The sequence below is a fragment of the Marivirga lumbricoides genome (genome assembly GCF_014636295.1).
Classification (GTDB): domain Bacteria; phylum Bacteroidota; class Bacteroidia; order Cytophagales; family Cyclobacteriaceae; genus Marivirga; species Marivirga lumbricoides.
Genome location: NZ_BMEC01000010.1, coordinates 45,297 through 65,477, shown reverse-complemented (window position 1 = coordinate 65,477; position 20,181 = coordinate 45,297). Strand labels below are relative to the sequence as shown.

The following is a 20,181-nucleotide window of genomic DNA, read 5'->3' as shown; positions in this document are numbered from 1 at the left end:
CATTTGTAATTAAATATTAATTAACCAAAATATCAAAATTTAATGTGATTAAAGAGGAGGGACATAAATGGTTTGCTATTTATACTAAGTCAAGAATGGAAAAGAAAGTGGCTGATAGACTAACCGAAAAAGGAATTGAAGTTTATTGTCCCACCCAAACTGTGCTTAGACAATGGTCGGATCGAAAAAAGAAAGTAAAAGTAGCTGTATTTTCTTCCTATGTCTTTGTAAAATGGAACAATGACCAGGAACGCCTTAAAATCTTACAAACTCAGGGAGTAGTTAACTTCGTACGTTATTTGGGACAAGATGCTAAAATTCGATCTAGCGAGATAGAAGCCATACAAAATTTATTAGGTGAATATGAGGAAGTAAGTGTTGAACCTATTTCTGAAGGAGATAGGGTGCAAATTGAGCAAGGTAGCATGAAGGGGCAGAAAGGAAAAGTAATTAAGACCCAAAAAGACAGGGTAATTGTATTTATAGAAAGCCTTGGCTTAAGCCTGACTGCGGAAATCAGTAAAGCCAGACTCAAAAAAGTGGGAGATAAAGAAGATATTAAAGACTCTAAGTTCCATTTTTAATTGGAATAACCTGGGTTGAAATAGCTCTTTGCTAAGTCGTAACATGTGACTGAAAGGGCGGAGCCGTAGATAATTAGTAATTAATAATTTGATAATTAGTTTTTTAAATAAAACACCTTCATAGGGAGCTATATAAAGAATGTCAGATACTGCGATTAAAGTTGAAGGCTTAGGTAAGCAATACATCATCGGCCATAAAAAGCAGGGCGATCTTCGCTATGCTTTAGGAGATAAAATAAAGGGCTTGTTTAAGCCTGATGCAAGTGAGAAGGAAATATTTTGGGCACTTAAAGATATCAACTTCGAAATAAAGCATGGTGAGGCTGTTGGTATTATCGGTAGAAATGGTGCAGGTAAAAGTACACTGCTGAAAATACTTAGTAGGATAACTGAGCCAAGCACAGGCCGATTTACTATTAACGGACGTGTGTCCTCATTGCTTGAGGTAGGTACCGGCTTCCATATGGAGCTTACAGGTAGGGAAAACATCTACCTTAATGGCACCATTCTGGGTATGAAGCGGGCAGAAATCAGACAAAAATTTGATGAAATAGTTGACTTTAGTGGAGTAGAAAAATTTCTAGACACACCAGTAAAGCACTACAGCTCCGGCATGAAAGTGCGACTGGCTTTTTCAGTAGCCGCCCATCTGGAACCTGAAATCCTTATTGTTGATGAAGTGCTTGCCGTTGGCGATGCCGAATTCCAGAAAAAATGCCTGGGCAAAATGGATCAGGTAAGCAAGAATGAGGGTAGGACAGTGGTTTTTGTGAGTCACAATATGGGGGCTGTGCAGAATTTATGTAGTAGGGGGATTTTAATTAAAGAAGGAAAGCTTAAATTGGATGATAGGATTGAAACTGTTATAAATGAATATAAAAGATATTCATTTAGTGATTTGAATGGCAAAAAATACATTTCTGATAGTCAAATAAGAGAAGGAAGAGGAATCGCTAAAATACAGAGTATTGAAATTATTGAAAATGGAGAAAACGTAGAGTTTTTCACTATCGGTTCAAATGCTGTTTTCAGATTGAAAATTGAAAATAATTCACAAGAGTCATTAAAAAATGTAGAAATTGCAGTTGGAGTGGATGACTCATTAAATAATAGAATTATACATTTGTCAAATTACTTTTCAAATCACCCTATCGAATTGATACCTGGTAAAAATACTATTGATATCAATATTCAAAATTTACCTTTGATGGAAGGTCGATACAGTCTCACTTTTTTTATGACTACAAAAGATATCTTGGAAGATTGGTTGAAGGATATTTTTACTTTTGATGTAGAAACAGGTGATTTTTATCATAATGGGCGATTACCTAGACTAGGTAAAGCACAATTTTTACTAAATCACAACTATAGTATATGTTAATACAAGAAATGGCAAAAGGAAAACTAATGCCTCTTTGGTATTGGAGATTAACACAATTTCTTAAAAATAAAATATATGGTAACAAAAGCAATTCTCTCAGTCCTTCAGAGAGTGAATTAGAATGTATTTATGAAAATAAAAGTTTAAATACTGAATTGCAAAATATAATTAATTTAGATCAATCAAATAAATGGACACTGGATGCTGAAGTTTTAAACTTTTTATGGGAAGAACTGAATCATCATAAACCCAATGTAATTTTTGAATTTGGAAGTGGTACAAGTACAGTTTTATTCATGCACTATTTTTCTAAATACCCTACAACTAATTTTACGCTTTACACTATTGATCAGGATAATTCATTTTTAAGCAAAACAATTGAAAGCATTCATGTCCCGAAAAATGTTGATTTTAAACCTATATATGTTGAAGTGGATAAAGAAGGCTTTAAACTAGAGGAGTTGATTTCAAAAAATATATTTGCAAATATAGAATTAGAATTTATATTAATTGACGCTCCATTCGGAGGATGGATGATTAGAAAAAATACAATTCCTTCAATATTAAAATATTGTGCAAATAAAGCAGTATGGTTTTTAGATGACGCTTTTCGTGATAGTGAAATTCAAATTCTGAGAAAATGGAAATCTATGAAAAGTATTAAGATTGAGGGAATTATAAACATTGGAAAAGGATTAGGTAAAGGCTTAGTAAGAAAATGACAAACCCTTTAGTTTCAATTATAATACCTTCTTTCAATCGCGAAACTTTAATTAGTGAAACACTAGATTCTGTGATTAATCAAACCTATGAAAACTGGGAATGTATAGTTGTTGATGATGGAAGTACAGATGACACAATAAATACTATTGAAAGAAGAATAAAAAAGGATTTTCGAATTAAACTATTTTCAAGAGAAAGAAGCCCGAAAGGAGCAAGTACTTGTAGAAATATTGGTATTGAAAACTCGAAGGGGGATTATATTATTTTCCTTGATTCGGATGATCTTTTAAAGGATGACTGTATAGCAATTAGAGTATCAAATTTCATGAAATATAGCGACTATGACTTTCTCGTATTTAACTGTTTAGGTTTTAAATCTTCACCAGGTGATTTTAATCTTAAATGGAATCACTTAACAAAATCAAATATATCTCCAATTGAAAGATTTATGCAAGGTGATACGCCATGGGCCACTTTGTCTGTAATATGGAGTAGAGAAGCTTTTAATATTAATGGAGGGTGGGATGAGGAAGCACTTTGTTGGCAAGATTGGGAAATTCATATTAATTCATTGCTTCTAGGGCTTAAATTTAAAACATTTGATAATTCTCCAGATTCCTATTTTAGGGTCGATCATCAATTTGATTCTATTGGGAAAATTGAGAACACGAAGAAACAGTTATTTTCTCGATATAAAATTGTGACTAAAGTATGGAAGAAAAATGAGATGCAAATAAAATCTTTAAAGCTTGAAAAATTTTTTATGCTATGGCTTTTTAGATTAAGTATTTTCTTTTTAGAGTTAGGTGAAAAGCAAAAAGCAGAAGAAGTTTGGAATACAAATTATAAATGGAAGTTAAATAGAAAATGGTATTTCAAACTATGGGATAGTTATTTGAAATTAGGTTACTACAAGAGATCAAAAATTAATGCTCCATTAAAAAAAATGATGGATTATACTGCTTATAGAATACTTAAAGTCCATTTTTGGGACACAAAAAACAGTTTTAAGAAAATATTAGTTGAATTGTAAAAACCCCTCCATTAGTGTAATAATTCCAGCCTATAATGTTGAGAAATACATTAAAAGATGCTTAGATTCGATTTTAAACCAAACCTATCAAGATTTTGAGATATTAATTTACAACGATGGATCCAAAGATAAAACTAGTGACATTATTTCTACATATTCGGATAATAGAATACATGTTTACCACAATGAGGAAAATAAAGGGGTGGTTCATGCAAGGAACTTTCTTTTAGATCAAGTAAAAGGCGATTTTATTATGTTCCAAGATGCAGACGATTGGTCTCATCCCGAAAGAATGGAGAAACAAATTCATTTTTTAACAACCAATTCTGAATACAAAGCATGCGGTACCCAATTTATAAAAACTATTCAAGATAAAGAAATTGAAAAATCCAGTCTACCTGTAGGTTACAGTATGATAAAAAAAGCTATCCCACAGCAATATCTCTTTCTTCCGGGTACATTATTTTTGGTCAGTAGTATTTTACAAGATTTAGGCTACTTTAATTCCTTCTTCCAAAATGACGGAAATGAAGATCTTTATTGGTCTTCAAAAATCGTATTAAATTATAAGTTTAAAAACCTAGAAGAACACCTTTATTATTATGAATTGAATATAAATTCCATTACAAAGACTCAAGTAAAAACTGAAAGAAAGTTTTATATTCATCAAATCACTGAAAGACTATTAAATACATATCTTAGAACTGGTACAAATTTGTTAGAAAAAAATGATAAGGATGGTCTAAATAAACTTGAAAACAAAATAAAAGCAAAATTCAAGGAAACTACTAGTAGGGACGATCTGTTTGAGAAACAGATAGGGCAAATTATTTATTTTAAACAGTATAAAGTTGCTCTTAGAATAATCATTTTTAGGAAATTTCAAGGTGTATCTTTAGAAAGAAGAATCAGACTAGCAATTTACGTCATTAAACGGTCCGTATGGAAGTAACTGTTATTATACCTACATTCAATCGAGCTGGCCAAGTCATAAATTTATTAAAATCCTTGGAGAAACAAACTTTCAAAGAATTTGAAGTGGTCTTAATAAATGACGGATCAGGAGATAATACACTTGAGACTCTTAACGAATATAATCAAACTACTAATTTACAGTTGACTATAATTGATTCAATCAACAAAGGTAGAGCTGTGAGTAGAAATTTAGGTGTCAAACAAGCAAAAGGTAAAATTTTGATTTTTTTTGATGACGATGTCCGTGCGAATCCAGATTGTATAAAATCTCATGTTAATTTTCACAGGGAAAAAACCAATTCAGTACTGAGTGGCCCATGTTTATATGATAAATCTAAATTAACTACTGATTTTCACTTCTTTAGAAAGAAACTGGAAGAAAATTGGTATTCTCCAAAAAAAGAAGCTCAGTTATCAAAATCATTACGACTAAATGGAGGTAACTTTTCGATTAACAAAGACCTGTTTCTGGCATCTAATGGCTTCGATGAGAGGCTTAAAGATAAAGAGGATTTTTTTCTTTCTTTTAATTTGTATCAAAAACACCAAGTAAAAATATATTCATTAAATACTGCTTGGGTATATCATGATGATTTTAAGAACTTACATCAATATATTAAAAGAGGTATAGAAAGTAGGAAAGAAGAACAAAAACTGGCTGTGTTTGAGCCTGATATTCAATTATTGCAACCTGAGCGATTTAAATTTCTTCCTAGGAATAAATTTAAAAGCATAATTTTTAAATTTTTCAAAATTCCCTCAGTTATTCAGTTTTTTAGTAATTCTATCATAATATTTCTATTACCAAAAACAGTTAGGTATAAAATATATGATATTATAGTTACAGCAAACATAACATATATAAATCTTTGAGTTTTCTAAGTAACAAAAATATACTTATAATTTCGCCTGAACCTTGGGATCATATTTTTGTTTCTAAACACCATTATGCTACCCATTTAGCTCGTCTAGGTAATAAAATTTATTATTTGAATCCGGCTTCTGATGGTTTAAAATGTCATGTTACAACATTCGTGAATGTATTTTCTGTACAGTATAATGGCTTTATCAAGGGCGTCAGGTTACTACCAAACGTTTTACAAAAGAAAATAATAAGAAGAAAGTTTAATGAAATAGAGGAACTTTGTCAAACTACTTTTGATATTGTGTGGTCATTTGATAACTCAGTTTTCTTCAATTTTTCTGCTTTACCTGAAAATGTTTATTCGATTTCACATATCGTGGATTGGAATCAAGATTTTGAATTTAAGAAAGCCTCAGAAACTGCTGATTTGTGCTTGGCTTCATCCAGATTTATATTAGAAAAACAACGGAAATATAATCTAAATAGCTTCAATATTGGACATGGATTCAATTGCATTGGGAAAGAGTCAAAGCAAATTGAACTTATAGGACATAATAAAATCAACTGTGGGTATGCTGGTAACCTTGATATCAAATACCTTGATTGGGAATTAGTAGGGAAATTGGTAAGTGGTTTTCCAACAGTAGACTTTCACTTTGCAGGTCAATGGGACTCACGAGCAAACTTCTCCTACTTAGATGAAATGCAAAACTTTCATTATTATGGTAGTTTATATGCTGATGATTTACCATCTTTTTATAATAATATGGATATGTTGATTGTAGTCTATCAATACGAAAAATATCCTGAACAATTAGCCAACCCTCACAAAATAATGGAATATTTAAGTAGCGGAAAAATTATTTTAGCTACTTGGAGTGATCAATATAGTGAAATTACCAAAGACGACTTAATCATAATGAATAAGACTAAAATGGGTTTTTTGGAGAGTTTCAAAGAAGTAAAAAACCATCTAAAAAAGTGGAATAATCTTCAAAGGACTATATCTAGAAAAAAAATAGCGGCACAAAATTCATATAAAAATCAAATAATTAAAATTGAAAACTTACTCAAATAAATATCGGATTCTAAATAAGATATATCAATTAGGCTTATTAGAATCAATAAATTTTAGCATATCAACTTCTATAAATAAAAGGAAGTTTAAAATTCCCATTCAAGCAGGATTAGGCTTGTCACATCTAGTAAATGAAGAGCCTTGGATGACACATTTTCTTTTAGAATTTAGAGAGTTCTTCAAAAAAAAATACTTCCTTGATATAGGAGTAAATATCGGTCAAACTCTTTTAAAATTAAAATCAATCTACCCAGATAGCAAATACATAGGATTTGAGCCAAACCCGCATTGCTTATCATATTTAAGTAACCTAACTCATAGTAATTCTATATCTAACACAACTATTCTACCAGTTGCAGCTTCAGACAAAACGTCATTAATTGAATTATTGTTTGATAATGATAGTCTTACGGATTCTGCTGCCGGTATCAGTAAATTTTACAGAAAAGGGACAAAGCGAAAGATAAATATACTTGAGTTGGATCCACATTTAATTCTAAATCTTAAAGAGAAGGAAATCGGCCTAATTAAAATAGATGTGGAAGGTTCAGAACTGGAAGTTTTAAAGGGGCTAAAGCAAATTATTGAAAATAATAAACCGATTATTTTTATAGAAATCTTGCCGGTCTATTCTGAAGAAAACAATGAACGATTGGACAGACAAAATGAAATACAAAAATTAATAAATGCTTTTAATTATGAGGTTTTTCGAATCGATGAAAAAAATCTAGAATTACATCTATTAAGAGCGTTTGATGTTCATGGGGATTTATCGCTCTGCAATTATATTCTGAAACCTAAGAAATAAATTTTGATTAGTATTATTTTACCATTTTTCAATTCCGAAGAATATTTAAAAGAATCAATTCAATCAGTTCTAAATCAAAACTTTCATGATTGGGAATTAATACTAGTTAACGATGGTAGCACTGATAACTCTAAGGATATCGCTCGATCGTATCGTGATTCTAGAATTTACTATTTTGAACAAGAAAATAAGGGTGTTAGTGAAGCAAGGAATTTAGGTCTTAGAAATATGAAAGGGGATTATTTTTGTTTTTTAGATTCGGATGATGTTTTACCACCAAAAAGTTTGAAAAGCCGATTATCAATTTTTGAATTAAACCCTAATATTCATTTTGTAGACGGCAGAGTAATTAAAATGGATAAAACGCTTAATATAACTACTCAAGAGTGGCAACCAACACATGAAGGTAATCCGCTTAAAGATTTAGTAAGTTTAAATGGAAATTGCTTCTTAGGGTTGACTTGGATGATTAAGAGAATTTCGGGAAAGAATTATCAGTTTGATACTAATTTAACTCATAGCGAAGATTTATTATTTTACATGAAACTAGCTAGGAATGGAGGAGAATATTCATTTACAGATGATCCAATTCTTTATTACCGTGATACACCTCATTCTGCTATGAAAAATCTAAAAGGACTTGAACATGGTTATAGATTTACAGGGAATTCGATAAAAGAATGGAACGAAGTAGATAAAAAATTATTGAAGACATATCAATTCCGTTATAAAAAAGCTATGTTCTTAGCTTATTTAAGAGTTTTTCAACCGATTAATGCTATTTTAACAATTTTCTAAGATTGAAAAACACTATATTTATTTTTGCCTATTATAGCTTTAAAGACCCTGTATTTCAGTCTGCAGTTTTACCCTATTTAAAAGCCATTCAATCTAATAATACTCAATACATATTGCTTACATGGGAACAAAAGCAATTCTCACTTTCAAAAATTGAAATTAAAAAATTGGAAAATGAGTTGACTGATTACAATATAATTTGGAAAAGAACTTCTTGGCATTCTGGTTCATTTAAATTGATTAAGAAGTTTTTCGATTTTACTTTTGGACTTTTTTATAGTTATTTATTAATTCAAAAATATAAAGTAACAAAAGTTTTTTCAGAGGGTTTTCCAGGGGCAATTATTGGTCACTATTTAAGCAAATTATCAAGGAAGCCACATATCATTCATACTTTTGAGCCACATGCAGATTACATGCTTGAGTCGGGGGTTTGGCAAAAATCAAGTTGGGAATATAGATATTTAAAAAAGATGGAACTTCCAATTGCGAGACATGCCCAACATATTATAACTGCAACTTTTGCCTATAAAAATAAATTAATTGAAGAGGACATTAAAACTCAAATACATATAATACCTTCTTGTATTAATATGAGTGATTATTACTTTGATGAAGAATCAAGGCTTCAGATTCGAAATCAATTAAATATTCGAGAAGATCAAATAACAATCGTTTATTTAGGTAAAATTGGAGGAATGTATATGGAAGATGAACTTTTCAATTTCATTCAACATTGCCTAAAACTTGATTCCGATAAATTTCATTTTTTATTATTGACTAACCGCTCTCAAGATTTGATTGATCAAAAACTAAACCACTATGGTATAGCATGCGATAAAGTTAAAACAAAGTACCTTAAGAAAGAAGAAGTGAAAAATTACTTATCTGCAGCTGATATTGGTTTTTGTGGTATTAGGCCAATCCCAAGTAGAAGATTTTCTTCTCCAATTAAAAATGGAGAGTATTGGGCATGTGGTTTACCTACCCTGATCCCTGTTGGTATTTCTGATGATTATCTAATTATAGAAAAAGAAAATATAGGATTGGCATTTAGTAAAATTGAAGAAATTTCATTAAACGTTATTGAAGATTTATTATCTATTTCTAGAACCAAAACAAGAACTATAGCATTAAGGGAAAGAGATATTAATAGCTATATTGATAAATGGGGTTTAATTTTCAGTAATTAAATGCGATATTACATAACAATATTTTTTCTTGGATTAGTTTTTAAACTTAGTGCCCAAGTTATAGCTGATTTTAATTTACCCTCTGAAACTTGCTTAGAGGAACAGTTTCAATTTGAAAATACTGCTTCAGATGCTCATAGATATGAATGGGAGTTTTGTTTTTCAGACTTTAATGGTATTTCAACTACTTTTGAAATTGGGACTTTACCAGGTTCCGGTAGACTTTTGGCATTTGATGTGAAAAAAGTAAATGATCATTGGGTAGGATTTGCAGCCGGCTACAATAGTAATATACTTTATAGATTTTTATATGAGGACGGTTTGAATGCTGCTCCTACGTTGGTTGAAGAGGTTTCAATTAATTCTGGTTTCTTAGGGAGAGTTCTTTCTATTGAAATGGTATATCATAATAATAGCTGGTACGTATTAATTTATAATAGGGATGATGCATCAGTTAAAAGTTTGAAATTTGGAAATAATATTTTAAGCAATAATCCTTCTCAATATTTGTTGAAATCAGGTTTATCAGGAGGGTTAGTAAAAATGCAACTAATTAAAGACCAGGATAATTTTTATATTATTACTAATAATACAAATGGTAGTATAAATATTTTAAAAACTAATAACAATTTTGAAAGTCTAATTTCAAATACAAATACATCTACTACAAATAGTATTGCTGGTGTTACCTCATCAAGAGATGTCAAACTTATAAAGCAAGATGATAGATGGTATTCCTTTATTTCTGATTTTAATACAAGTACAATTTACAGAGGGAAGTTCCAACCTAATATAATGAATGGTTACATTGAAACACCTACGCTCATTGGTTCAAATCTTTTTTCAGGTAGACCTAATAGCTTATATTTAACCCCGTCCCGTGAAGGTATTTATTTGCACACTCTAACCTTTGAGGGTATTTTAAGTAAAATTAAACTTACAAATATTGAATCAGGCATTAATACTGATGATATAGTAACGTATGGTTTGGATAATATTTACAATGAGGGCTATGCCCTTAAATTTTTTAGAGATCAGGGGACTTGGAAAGGTATAGTTCTGAAGGATAATAATAATCCAGATTCTAAGTTTTTCTTAATTAAAAATGATTATGAATGCTCAAGCTCTTTAGTATTCTCCACCGCCACCCAACCCACCATTTCCTACTCCGCCCCCGGCACTTACCCTATCACCCTAACAGCTTATGATGATGAAGGCAATTCATCCTCCATCACCAAAGAAATTACCGTTACCAATAACACTGCACCCGAAATAGATATTGAAACAGGTGCAAATCTATGTATTACTGATCCAATCAGTTTTACAGGTATCAGCAATGAAAGCATCAGCAGCTGGAACTGGGATTTTGGAGACGGCAATACAGCCACGGGGCAAAATACTGAATTCACTTTTACCAGCCCGGGCACATATGAAATTATTCTGGAAGTAGAAGGAGCCAATGGCTGTAATAATAGAATTAAGAAATCTATAACACTATATGAACCTCTGCCGGTTACGTTTTCCAGCAGTGCGCAGGGGGCCATCTGTTCGCAAAAGCCCACTTTATTTACTAACACCACTGACTCTCCTCCCATCTCTACGTATGAGTGGAGTTTTGGAGATGGAACTACTTCAACAGAAGAAAACCCAGAACATGTTTATCAGTCAGCAGGAGATTACACGGTGAGGCTCTCTGTTGCTTTTGCGGGCTGCGAATCTTTCGCTGAGCAAACTATTACTGTTAATCCAGGGCCGGAAGTGAGCTTTTCTACCATTGATAACTGCCTTGGCCAATCCATTTCATTTAATAATACAAGTTCTGGTGATTTTATAAGCAGCTATCTCTGGGATTTTGGAGATGGTACAACCTCCACTCAAGAAAACCCTGAATACACATTTGAAACAGCAGGTGTTAAAAACATTTCCCTCACAGCCTTTACCACCAATGGCTGCGACTATACCATTCAGCAAAACATTGAAGTTTTTCCTGTTGCAGTGGTAGACTTTGAAGTGGAAATTGCCTGTGCTACACAGCCCATTCAATTCAATGAACAAGTTTTTCTGGAGCTATCAAATGTTACTGACTACCTGTGGGACTTTGGCATTGCAGGAAGAACAGATGATATATCAACTTTTGCTAACCCTCAGTTCACTTTTCCAGAAGCAGGTACTTACCAGGTAAGCCTGCAAGTAACCACAGCAGATGGGTGTGTTAGCAACAAACAAAAAACAGTAATGGTAAATCAAGTTCCTGAGCCGCTATTTAACTATACTCCTAAGTGCGTAGGTAATTCTATCACATTTAATGGTAATAGTAATGAAGAAGTCGCTTCGCAATACTGGGAATTATCAAATAGTAAGGGGGAAGTAGTATCTGTTGGAGCAAATGAAAATTTCACTTACATATTTCTCAATATTGGAAATTATACCTTGAGATACAGGCAGCAAAACCAACAACTTTGTAGCAATGAGTATGAAGAAACGATTAGAATCTTACCCAACCCTGTACCCTCTTTCGCAGTTTCACAACCTTGCCTTGGCTCGTCTATAACATTCCAAAACACAACTGACCTAAAAGGAAATACTTTAGAATCATATAATTGGTTAATAGATGGAGAGCTGGTTTCCAATGATGAAAATGTTGAATTTACATTTGAAGAAGCGGGTAATTATACAATAATCCTTGAAGCTATTACTGCTTCAGGATGCGTTGAAACCACCTCTCAAACAATAACAATTGAACCTATTCCTTCGGTCAACTTTACCTTAGAACAATTAGTAGGTGCCTATCCATTTTCTGTTAATACAAAAGTTGATTCTGTAGCTGGCTTCTCTTATAAATGGAGCATCAATAATCAGGTGGTATCTACTACCTCAGTGCTTAACGAGGTTTTGGAGACAGCCGGTACCTATTTTATCAATCTGTTAGTTAAAAATCCTGAGGGATGTACTGTTACCTCCTCACAACAGGTTAGAGTAAGAGCCCCGGAACTTGACTTTTCATTAGCGAATTTAAGGATAATTCCTTCAGATGATTTTACAGAATTCGTGGTTTCTATCACTAACAAAGGCAGCATAATTCCACAAGAAGTAGACCTTATTGTTGATTTTGGAGCGTACAGTATTACAGAGAGAGTAGACCGTACAATTAATCCTGAAAGCACCATAAATTATGCTCTTAACACTAAGCTTTCTCAAAATCAGTTAAAAAGGTTGAGCAGGATTTGTCTGAGTGCATCTATTAAAAGTAATATTTTATCAGAAGAAAAAAAGAGTGACAACAGGGTATGCAATAATCTGGAAAGTACTTTTAAAATTATGGACCTGTACCCTAATCCTTCCACAACTCAACTAACTATTCCACTTATCATTCCTGAAAAGGGAAATATATTAGTTAACCTTGAACAAGCTGATGGTAAACAAAACCGACAGTATAGCTACAACCTGGAAGATGGCTATAACGAGATTACTCTGGAAAGAGGCAATTTGAAAGCCGGAGTATATTTCGTTCGGATTAGCTACCAGGGAAAAGAAGAAATGAAAAAAGTTGTTTTCAGGTAAACAATTTCTTCAAAATATAACTTTAAAGGTTATTGCGAGCCTGGAAGTGATCTTTCTAATCAACCGTGAATGGCTAATTTGTATTTTCCAGTAATTAAACTCATTCTTCCCATTTAACAGCTGCGCCCATTATAATTACTTTAAAAGTGCTTCCCCTACCTAATTCCGATTTCAACAAGATATCAGCATTGATTTTCTCCAGAGCCTGTTTTACTATAAAAAGCCCTAACCCTGACCCCTCAGCTTCACTAGTAGCCCGATAAAACATATCAAACACCTTATGCTGGCTTTCTTTAGCTATCCCTTTGCCGTTGTCCTCCACCGAAATCTGGATATTCCTATCCATTCTTTCAAATCGGATAGCAATGTATTGATCCGGCTTGGTAGCGTCATGATATTTAACAGCGTTGGAAAGCAGGTTGGAAATGACCACTTTTAACTGGTAATAATCTGTTCTGAGCACATGATGTATTTGCTCATCGTAATCCAACCTGATAGAATCGGCCCCCTGATTAAATTTTAAATCGGCAATTACATCTTCTATCATTTCACCCAGCCTGAAAGTTTTAAGGTGAATCTCAGTTTTAATGTTCCTGGAATAATTGAGAATATCACTAAAAATATCATCTAGTTTTCTTACACGATCCTCCATCATGTCGATGTACTTCTTACCGCTCTCCTCTTTCACATCATGCCTGGCAATATTGATAAGCCCTAAAAGAGAAGCTACCGGTGCACGAAGATCGTGAGAGGTGCTATATAGAAAGCTGTCCAGTTCACGATTAGTCTTTTCCAGCGTAGTACGTTCATCTTCCAACAGCCAGATTACCATACCTATTCCGATGAGGGAAAGTAGAAGAAAATCAATAATAGCAACTGAGTAGCTCAATTCCAGTTGGTAATTATCCTCAAAAATCATTCGAAAGTATATAAGAAAGTACTGAAGACTTTCAAACCCGTACAGAATAAAAGCGATCCACAACAAATTTTTACCCACAGTACTACTTCTTCTACCTATCCGCATGATAGTAATACCTGCTAAAATGAATGCCAGGCCTGCAATAAGTGACTTCAGCCCCAAAGGCGCTACTACTGAGAAGATGATTTCTGATTTATCTTCAAAAATGAATAAAACACTAGAAAATAAGCTGGTTAAAATTATAATCAGGTACACAAAATACTCCATTCTTGGTTTTAAGCCCTTTCGTTCAATAAGGAGAAATGTACCATACAAAAGCCAGAAAATATGGCACAATCCGGCAATCATAAATGAAAATGTAAAGAGGCTTTGCCAGATATTATTGAAGGGAGAGTCATCGGCAAAATACATAGTACCCAAAGAAAGGAACAGGTAGAATGAAAAGGCTAACCAACTTAATGCCCAAATTTTTAGGTGCTTCTTTTTATATAGGCTATAAAAATACCAAAGTACAAGCGATAAGATAATTCCCCATATAGCCTGACCTATAAAGCTATAAAATAGTTTTTGTAAGAATTCTTCAAATAATGCAGATTGAATCAAATCAATTTCATTTAAAAGATTGCTAAATTAATAACTTAAGAGTGAATTCACTTATCTGTATTGATTTTAAATAAAATAAAAATAGTAGGTATGCATACTATTTTTGCTCTCCAATGTTTATTTTTATATTTCTATTTGGTAAAGGCTTGATAGTTGGTATTAGTTGATGATTCAAGGTTCCTGCTACTTGTAATAGCGTTTCTCAAATAAAAAGTATAAATTATACCCAATAAATAATGATAGAAATTGACCTATATAAAAGAAACAAAAAAGCCTCACTTTTTAAAAGCGAGGCTTGTGGTGCTGAGTGGACTCGAACCACCGACTCACGGATTTTCAGTCCGATGCTCTACCAACTGAGCTACAGCACCGTGATAGAGTGGTGCAAAAGTAGATAAATAATTTATCCTGCAAAAAGAATTTGAAATAAATTATAAAAAAAATTTTAGACTGTTAAACACAACCTATGGAATACATCTCGCAAATCGCTTTCCTTCTGGTACTTGCAATTGCAATTTTCTTTTTAACCCGAAGAATCAGAACGATAAAAAATAATATTCAACTTGGCCGGAAAGCTGACAGATCAGACAATAAGCCTGAAAGATGGAAAAATACTTTCCTGATTGCTCTTGGTCAGAAAAAAATGTTTAAAAAACCTATCCCTGCATTTCTTCACCTTTTAATTTATGGAGGTTTTCTGATCATCAACCTGGAAGTATTGGAATTCATTATTGATGGTATTGCAGGAACTCACAGAATCTTTGCTCCTGCTTTAGGTTCATTCTACACTGTAGCTATCAACGTATTTGAGTTTTTAGCAGTAGCAGTCCTTTTTTCATGTGTGGTATTTCTTATCAGAAGAAATGTACTGAAAGTAGACAGGTTTAAGCCTTTGGCAGGCTGGCCAAAGCTTGATGCCAACCTTATTCTTGTAATAGAGATAATTTTAATGCTAGCTATATTAACCATGAATGCTACTGATCAACTTTTGCAGGGAAGAGACGAGCATTACATCCAGACCGGCTCTTTCTTCTTCAGTAGCTTTTTGATACCCCTGTTTGAAAATATGAGCATAAGCACATTAGTATTTGTGGAGCGTTTTGCATGGTGGTTCCATATTATAGGCATTCTGGCATTTGCAGTTTATGTAACTTATTCTAAGCACCTTCATATTTTCATGGCTTTCCCTAACACCTATTACTCAAGGGTTGAGCCTAAAGGCAAAATGAAAAACATGAATGATGTTACTACCGAGGTAAAATCGATGCTTGGAATAGATACAGGAGCTACCAGTGGAGAGCCTCCTGCTGAAGTGGCAAGGCTTGGCGCCAAAGATGCAAACGATTTAGAATGGGTAAGCCTTATGGGCGCTTATGCTTGTACAGAATGTGGAAGATGTACAGCAGAATGTCCTGCAAACATTACCGGCAAGAAACTTTCTCCTCGTAAAGTTATGATGGACACCCGTGACAGAATAGATGAAATGGGTAAAAACATTAAAATGGGCAAACCTGCAGAAGAAGGAAATCCGCTTTTCAGTGATAGCTACATTACCGATGAAGAAATAAATGCCTGCACAAGTTGTAATGCCTGCGTAGAGGCCTGTCCAGTTAATATTAACCCTCTCGACATTATTTTGCAGGGCAGAAGGTTTAAAGCAATGGAAGAATCCAGCTCACCTCAATCTTGGAATGCCATGTTCCAAAATATTGAAACCAGCTTTGCTCCGTGGAAATTTCCTCCAACAGACAGATTTAACTGGGCAAAGAAATTGACTGAAGAGAAATAAGCTTAAAAAATCTAAAATTTTAATTTTAAAAAGAACGAAATGAGTGATATAACATATAAAGTACCAACCATGCAAGAAATGAGTGGCAAAGGAGAGTCTCCTGAAGTACTTTTCTGGGTGGGCTGTGCAGGCTCTTTTGATGACAGATATAAAGCTGTAACTATTGCCTTCACTAAAATTTTAAATAAAGTAGGAATCAATTTTGCAGTTTTAGGCCCCGAGGAGTCCTGTACAGGAGACCCCGCCAGAAGAGCCGGAAATGAATTCCTTTTCCAGATGCAGGCTATGTCCAATATACAGGTGCTGAACGGCTATAATGTTAAAAAAATAGTGACAGCATGTCCTCATTGCTTTAATACTTTGAAGAATGAATATCCTGAATTAGGAGGTAATTACGAGGTCATCCATCATTCGACCTTTTTACAACAATTAATCAATGATGGTAAAATCACACTTAAAGGTGGTGGCGAGTATAAAGGTAAAAAGATAACATTTCATGACTCATGTTATCTGGGTAGAGCCAATGGTGTTTACGAAGCACCGAGAGATGTAATTAAAGCTCTGGATGCTGAACTGGTAGAGATGAAACGTTGTAAAACGAAGGGCTTATGCTGCGGTGCCGGGGGTGCTCAGATGTTTAAAGATGCTGAGCCTGGTAGAAAGGAAGTAAATATTGAAAGAACAGAGGAGGCTCTGGACACTGGTGCTGAAGTAATTGCTGCAGGTTGTCCTTTTTGTATGACGATGATGAGCGATGGCGTAAAAAACAAAGAAAAGGAAAGCAGTGTAAAAGTGCTGGATCTTGCTGAACTAATCGCAAAAAATGAGGGCTTGTAAAAGCCCTTTTTTTTACCTCCAAAATGTTTTAATCCAATAAATACCTTCTTCATGAAAAGACTCTTTGCACTCAACACTTTGCTAACCTCATTGCTCTTATTTTCTTTAGCATTAAACGCTCAGGTAAAACTCAATCACATTGCAGTTTATGTGGAAAGCCTGGAGCAAAGCACTTCTTTTTATACTGAAATTATTGGGTTAGAACAAATAGAAGAGCCCTTTAAAGACGGAAAACATACCTGGTTTAAGTTAGGCAACTCCCAATTGCATTTAATTGAAGGGGAGTGGCAGGAAATATCAGTTAACAAAAACAATCATCTGTGTTTTAGCATTGCCAACATGGAGTCATTTGTAGGTCTGCTGAAAAGAAGAAAAATACCTTTTGAAGATTGGCCTGGTAAGAAGGGAGCTATTACCACAAGGGTGGATGGTGTACAGCAAATCTATTTTCAGGACCCGAATGGCTATTGGATTGAAGTAAATAATGATTATTGATTTAATAGGGATAGACTATCAATCCTTCCCAGTCTTTGAACTAAACTTCAAATGAGATAACTTGAAAGTAGCGTGTTTTTAGGACATCTCAGTTTTTCTGACTCATTCCGGACCAGTCTTCTTACCCATTAGTCAGCACAGGCTTTTTTCTGAAGAGAAGCTAAAATTGCAGGCGATCATTATAAATTAGTAATCGAAGTCCCTCTAAAAATTTTCAATTGATACCTTATATATAGCAGATTTCTCCCCTCTATTCCTGGAAGAGAGGAGGCAGAATAACATCGAGCCTATTTCCACAACATCTTAACAGTGTGAAATTGTGCATAAATACCTCCGGATTTACCATTAAATACCACTAAAACAAACAGCCTTCCGAATTTCCCGTATCCTTTCTTAGAAGTATTGCCTTGATTAATCTCAACAGGCTCAGTTCTACTGCTAATTGCCAGTAGAGCATTTTTTATCTTTAGCGCTTCTTTTATGAATAACAAGCTCATTCGATTCCTTTTAGTTGTCTTCCTCATTGTAGGCATATTCTATTTTCTGTTTTTAGGAATGAATCGAGCCAAGGGAATTTTAGCTCCCATCTTTCTGGCGATGATACTCTCCATGATGCTGGCTCCCGTGGCAAATTTCCTCGAAAAAAAAGGCTGGAAGAAAGGTTGGTCCGCCTTGTGTTCCGATTTGATATTTGTACTATTTATAGTAGGCACATTATGGGCAGTAGGGATGGAGGTAAAGAAAATGACGGATCAGTGGTCGGACATTGAAGACCGGCTAAGTCAACAGTTTAGCAGATTAGAAACTTTTGTAGAAAACAACAGTGGCTTTACGATAGACAACCCTTTGGAAGACAATAATAAAGCGGGAGAAAATCCATCTCCACCTGAAAAACAAAACAACAATAACTCAGCTGCAACCAATCAGTCTGATCAAGCGGATAAATCTTCTCAAAATAGTAAGAGTAGCATGAGTTCATCAGTAAAAGGACAGCTTACCGCAATAGCGTCAAGCACTTTTAACTCTTTTGGCAATTTGCTATTAATCGCTGTCTACATTTTCTTTATGCTGCTATACAGAGATAAATTTAGGAAAGCGGCATTAAAGTTTATTCCTGAAAAGCATCAGAGTGAAGGCAAAACTATACTATCAAAGATAGTAACGCAGGCGCGGCAATTTCTGATAGGTAAAACCATTCTTGTAGTGGCACTTACTATTGTTTACTCAATCGGCTTCTCCATCTCTGGCATGGAAAGTCCTTTTACTACGGCTTTTCTGGCAGCAGTGCTTTCCCTGGTGCCTTATGTGGGCCCTTTAATAGGAGGGGTAATAGCTTTAGCTGTGGCCTACATCACCACTGGCCACTTGAATGCAGTTTGGATTGTGCTAGGAACCTATATGATTGCTCAGTTTATAGAAAGCTACCTGATTGAACCCTTCCTGGTGGGCAACAGAATAAAAGTAAATCCGCTTTTCACCATCTTCTCTGTAGTAATTGGTGCAGCAGTGTGGGGAGTGATTGGCATGATTGTATTCCTGCCTCTATTTAGTTTTATCAAATCGATTTCAGACCATGTGCCAATTCTTCAGCCTTTAGGTTATACTTTGGGCATTGAGGACAGTGGTGAAGGCGAGGGCATGGAATCTAAATTGGCCAAGAAGGTAAAAGGGTGGTTTAAGAGTTAAAGTGAGGAAGTAAAAGCGGCTCTGCTTGCGCGCGTTGCGAAGCTAAACGCGTGCTTAGCACAATAATTCAATTTCCAACAATCCACTTCTTAAGCTAGCATATTCCTTCGCTGAACTGTACTTATAATCCACTGCTTCTTCAACAATCTCTGATACAACAGGATTATTATGAATGTAATCTAGTTTCTGTTGCAATATAAAATTATTATCTAATTCAATAGATCGATTTCCATCCTGCCACACCTTATTAGATTTTATTCTTTTCAATTTCTTCCCTGCATTTTGGAACGCCCTTAATAACCATTCCTTTCTACTTTCATTTAATAAGCTGATTCCCTCTATTATTCTCTTATTACTTAATTTCTTAAAATCTCTCATGATACCTCCCAGGCTTTCATTTGAATCATTTGAGCTTATAATTAAATGTAAATGACTAGGCATAATACAAAATGCATAAATTTTTAAATTTCGCTTCTTCTGATAATATCTTAAAGTATCGATAATGATGTGACTATACTCTTTTCTGGCAAATAAATCTATCCAATAAACTATGGTGCAGGTTACAAAATATATTCCTTCCGGATTATTAAATTTATATTTCTCAGACATGGTTTTGTTTCAATTCTTTGATAATCGAACTTATAAAAACATATCCTATTTTACAATTCTTGTGATCTTATGATCTTAGACATAGTGTGCTAAAAAGCAAATAGCACGCGTTTTGCTGCGCAACGCGCGCTAGTGGAAATGCTAAAACAAGACAGGCTTATGCGTCTTGATGCTTTTGACACACGCGAAAACGCGTGCGCCAGCGGGGGATAAAATGCTCACCACTAAAAAATTCAATCAGTTC

The 20,181-nt window shown here is 34.1% G+C and carries 18 protein-coding genes and 1 tRNA gene; 15 read left to right on the top strand and 4 right to left on the bottom strand.

What is annotated here, in order from left to right; genetic code table 11:
- Positions 1–44 precede the first annotated feature (44 nt).
- From IEV85_RS15485 to IEV85_RS15435, 11 genes are all read left to right on the top strand, one after another.
- The gene (locus IEV85_RS15485) at positions 45–584 is read left to right on the top strand and encodes a UpxY family transcription antiterminator (protein WP_188465027.1); all 540 of its coding nucleotides are present in this window, start codon (positions 45–47) and stop codon (positions 582–584) included.
- Between the two features lie 139 nt (positions 585–723).
- Positions 724–1,965, top strand: a complete 1,242-nt coding sequence (locus IEV85_RS15480) for an ABC transporter ATP-binding protein (protein WP_188465025.1) — start codon at positions 724–726, stop codon at positions 1,963–1,965.
- The gene (locus IEV85_RS15475; protein WP_188465023.1) at positions 1,959–2,687 is read left to right on the top strand and encodes a hypothetical protein; all 729 of its coding nucleotides are present in this window, start codon (positions 1,959–1,961) and stop codon (positions 2,685–2,687) included. Before IEV85_RS15480 ends, IEV85_RS15475 begins: the two co-directional genes overlap by 7 nt.
- A complete protein-coding gene (locus IEV85_RS15470) occupies positions 2,684–3,721 on the top strand; it encodes a glycosyltransferase family 2 protein (protein ID WP_188465021.1) in 1,038 nt (345 codons plus the stop codon). The genes IEV85_RS15475 and IEV85_RS15470 overlap by 4 nt, the downstream gene beginning before the upstream one ends.
- Positions 3,711–4,673 carry a glycosyltransferase family 2 protein gene (locus IEV85_RS15465; RefSeq protein ID WP_188465019.1) on the top strand — a complete coding sequence of 321 codons (963 nt, stop codon included), beginning with the start codon at positions 3,711–3,713 and terminating at the stop codon, positions 4,671–4,673. The genes IEV85_RS15470 and IEV85_RS15465 overlap by 11 nt, the downstream gene beginning before the upstream one ends.
- Entirely contained in the window at positions 4,664–5,569 is a 906-nt protein-coding gene (locus tag IEV85_RS15460; protein ID WP_188465017.1) for a glycosyltransferase family 2 protein, read from the top strand. The genes IEV85_RS15465 and IEV85_RS15460 overlap by 10 nt, the downstream gene beginning before the upstream one ends.
- Complete coding sequence (locus IEV85_RS15455) at positions 5,566–6,639, top strand: glycosyltransferase family protein (protein WP_188465015.1); 1,074 nt, start codon at positions 5,566–5,568, stop codon at positions 6,637–6,639. The genes IEV85_RS15460 and IEV85_RS15455 overlap by 4 nt, the downstream gene beginning before the upstream one ends.
- A complete protein-coding gene (locus IEV85_RS15450) occupies positions 6,620–7,447 on the top strand; it encodes an FkbM family methyltransferase (RefSeq protein ID WP_188465013.1) in 828 nt (275 codons plus the stop codon). Before IEV85_RS15455 ends, IEV85_RS15450 begins: the two co-directional genes overlap by 20 nt.
- Before the next feature lie 3 nt (positions 7,448–7,450).
- The gene (locus IEV85_RS15445; protein WP_188465010.1) at positions 7,451–8,245 is read left to right on the top strand and encodes a glycosyltransferase family 2 protein; all 795 of its coding nucleotides are present in this window, start codon (positions 7,451–7,453) and stop codon (positions 8,243–8,245) included.
- A 2-nt stretch (positions 8,246–8,247) separates the two neighbouring features.
- Positions 8,248–9,438 (top strand): glycosyltransferase family protein, encoded by a 1,191-nt coding sequence (locus IEV85_RS15440; RefSeq protein WP_188465009.1) that lies wholly within the window; start codon positions 8,248–8,250, stop codon positions 9,436–9,438.
- Entirely contained in the window at positions 9,439–12,999 is a 3,561-nt protein-coding gene (locus IEV85_RS15435) for a PKD domain-containing protein (RefSeq protein ID WP_188465007.1), read from the top strand. It begins immediately after the preceding gene.
- Between the two features lie 100 nt (positions 13,000–13,099).
- Here the strand turns inward: IEV85_RS15435 and IEV85_RS15430 are convergent, their stop codons facing one another.
- Together IEV85_RS15430 and IEV85_RS15425 are read right to left on the bottom strand one after the other, a co-directional pair.
- Positions 13,100–14,521 carry an ATP-binding protein gene (locus IEV85_RS15430; protein WP_188465006.1) on the bottom strand — a complete coding sequence of 474 codons (1,422 nt, stop codon included), beginning with the start codon at positions 14,519–14,521 and terminating at the stop codon, positions 13,100–13,102.
- Between the two features lie 298 nt (positions 14,522–14,819).
- Positions 14,820–14,892: transfer RNA gene (locus IEV85_RS15425), tRNA-Phe, on the bottom strand.
- A 95-nt stretch (positions 14,893–14,987) separates the two neighbouring features.
- Between IEV85_RS15425 and IEV85_RS15420 the strand changes: the two genes are divergently transcribed.
- From IEV85_RS15420 to IEV85_RS15410, 3 genes are read left to right on the top strand one after another with little or no spacing between them, the layout of a single operon-like run.
- Complete coding sequence (locus tag IEV85_RS15420; RefSeq protein WP_188465004.1) at positions 14,988–16,310, top strand: 4Fe-4S dicluster domain-containing protein; 1,323 nt, start codon at positions 14,988–14,990, stop codon at positions 16,308–16,310.
- 39 nt (positions 16,311–16,349) lie between these two features.
- Positions 16,350–17,147: a (Fe-S)-binding protein gene (locus tag IEV85_RS15415; protein WP_188465001.1), complete on the top strand. Its 798-nt coding sequence runs from the start codon at positions 16,350–16,352 to the stop codon at positions 17,145–17,147.
- A 51-nt stretch (positions 17,148–17,198) separates the two neighbouring features.
- Positions 17,199–17,642 carry a VOC family protein gene (locus IEV85_RS15410; protein ID WP_188464999.1) on the top strand — a complete coding sequence of 148 codons (444 nt, stop codon included), beginning with the start codon at positions 17,199–17,201 and terminating at the stop codon, positions 17,640–17,642.
- A 287-nt stretch (positions 17,643–17,929) separates the two neighbouring features.
- Here IEV85_RS15410 and IEV85_RS15405 read toward each other — a convergent pair whose 3' ends face one another.
- Positions 17,930–18,139, bottom strand: coding sequence for a hypothetical protein (locus tag IEV85_RS15405; RefSeq protein WP_188464997.1), 210 nt, complete (start codon positions 18,137–18,139; stop codon positions 17,930–17,932).
- On the opposite strand from IEV85_RS15405, the gene IEV85_RS15400 reads away from it, so the two are divergent.
- Positions 18,123–19,328 carry an AI-2E family transporter gene (locus IEV85_RS15400; RefSeq protein WP_188464995.1) on the top strand — a complete coding sequence of 402 codons (1,206 nt, stop codon included), beginning with the start codon at positions 18,123–18,125 and terminating at the stop codon, positions 19,326–19,328. The genes IEV85_RS15405 and IEV85_RS15400 overlap by 17 nt on opposite strands.
- 54 nt (positions 19,329–19,382) lie before the next feature.
- Here IEV85_RS15400 and IEV85_RS15395 read toward each other — a convergent pair whose 3' ends face one another.
- Positions 19,383–19,937 carry an REP-associated tyrosine transposase gene (locus IEV85_RS15395; protein ID WP_188464993.1) on the bottom strand — a complete coding sequence of 185 codons (555 nt, stop codon included), beginning with the start codon at positions 19,935–19,937 and terminating at the stop codon, positions 19,383–19,385.
- Positions 19,938–20,181 lie beyond the last annotated feature (244 nt).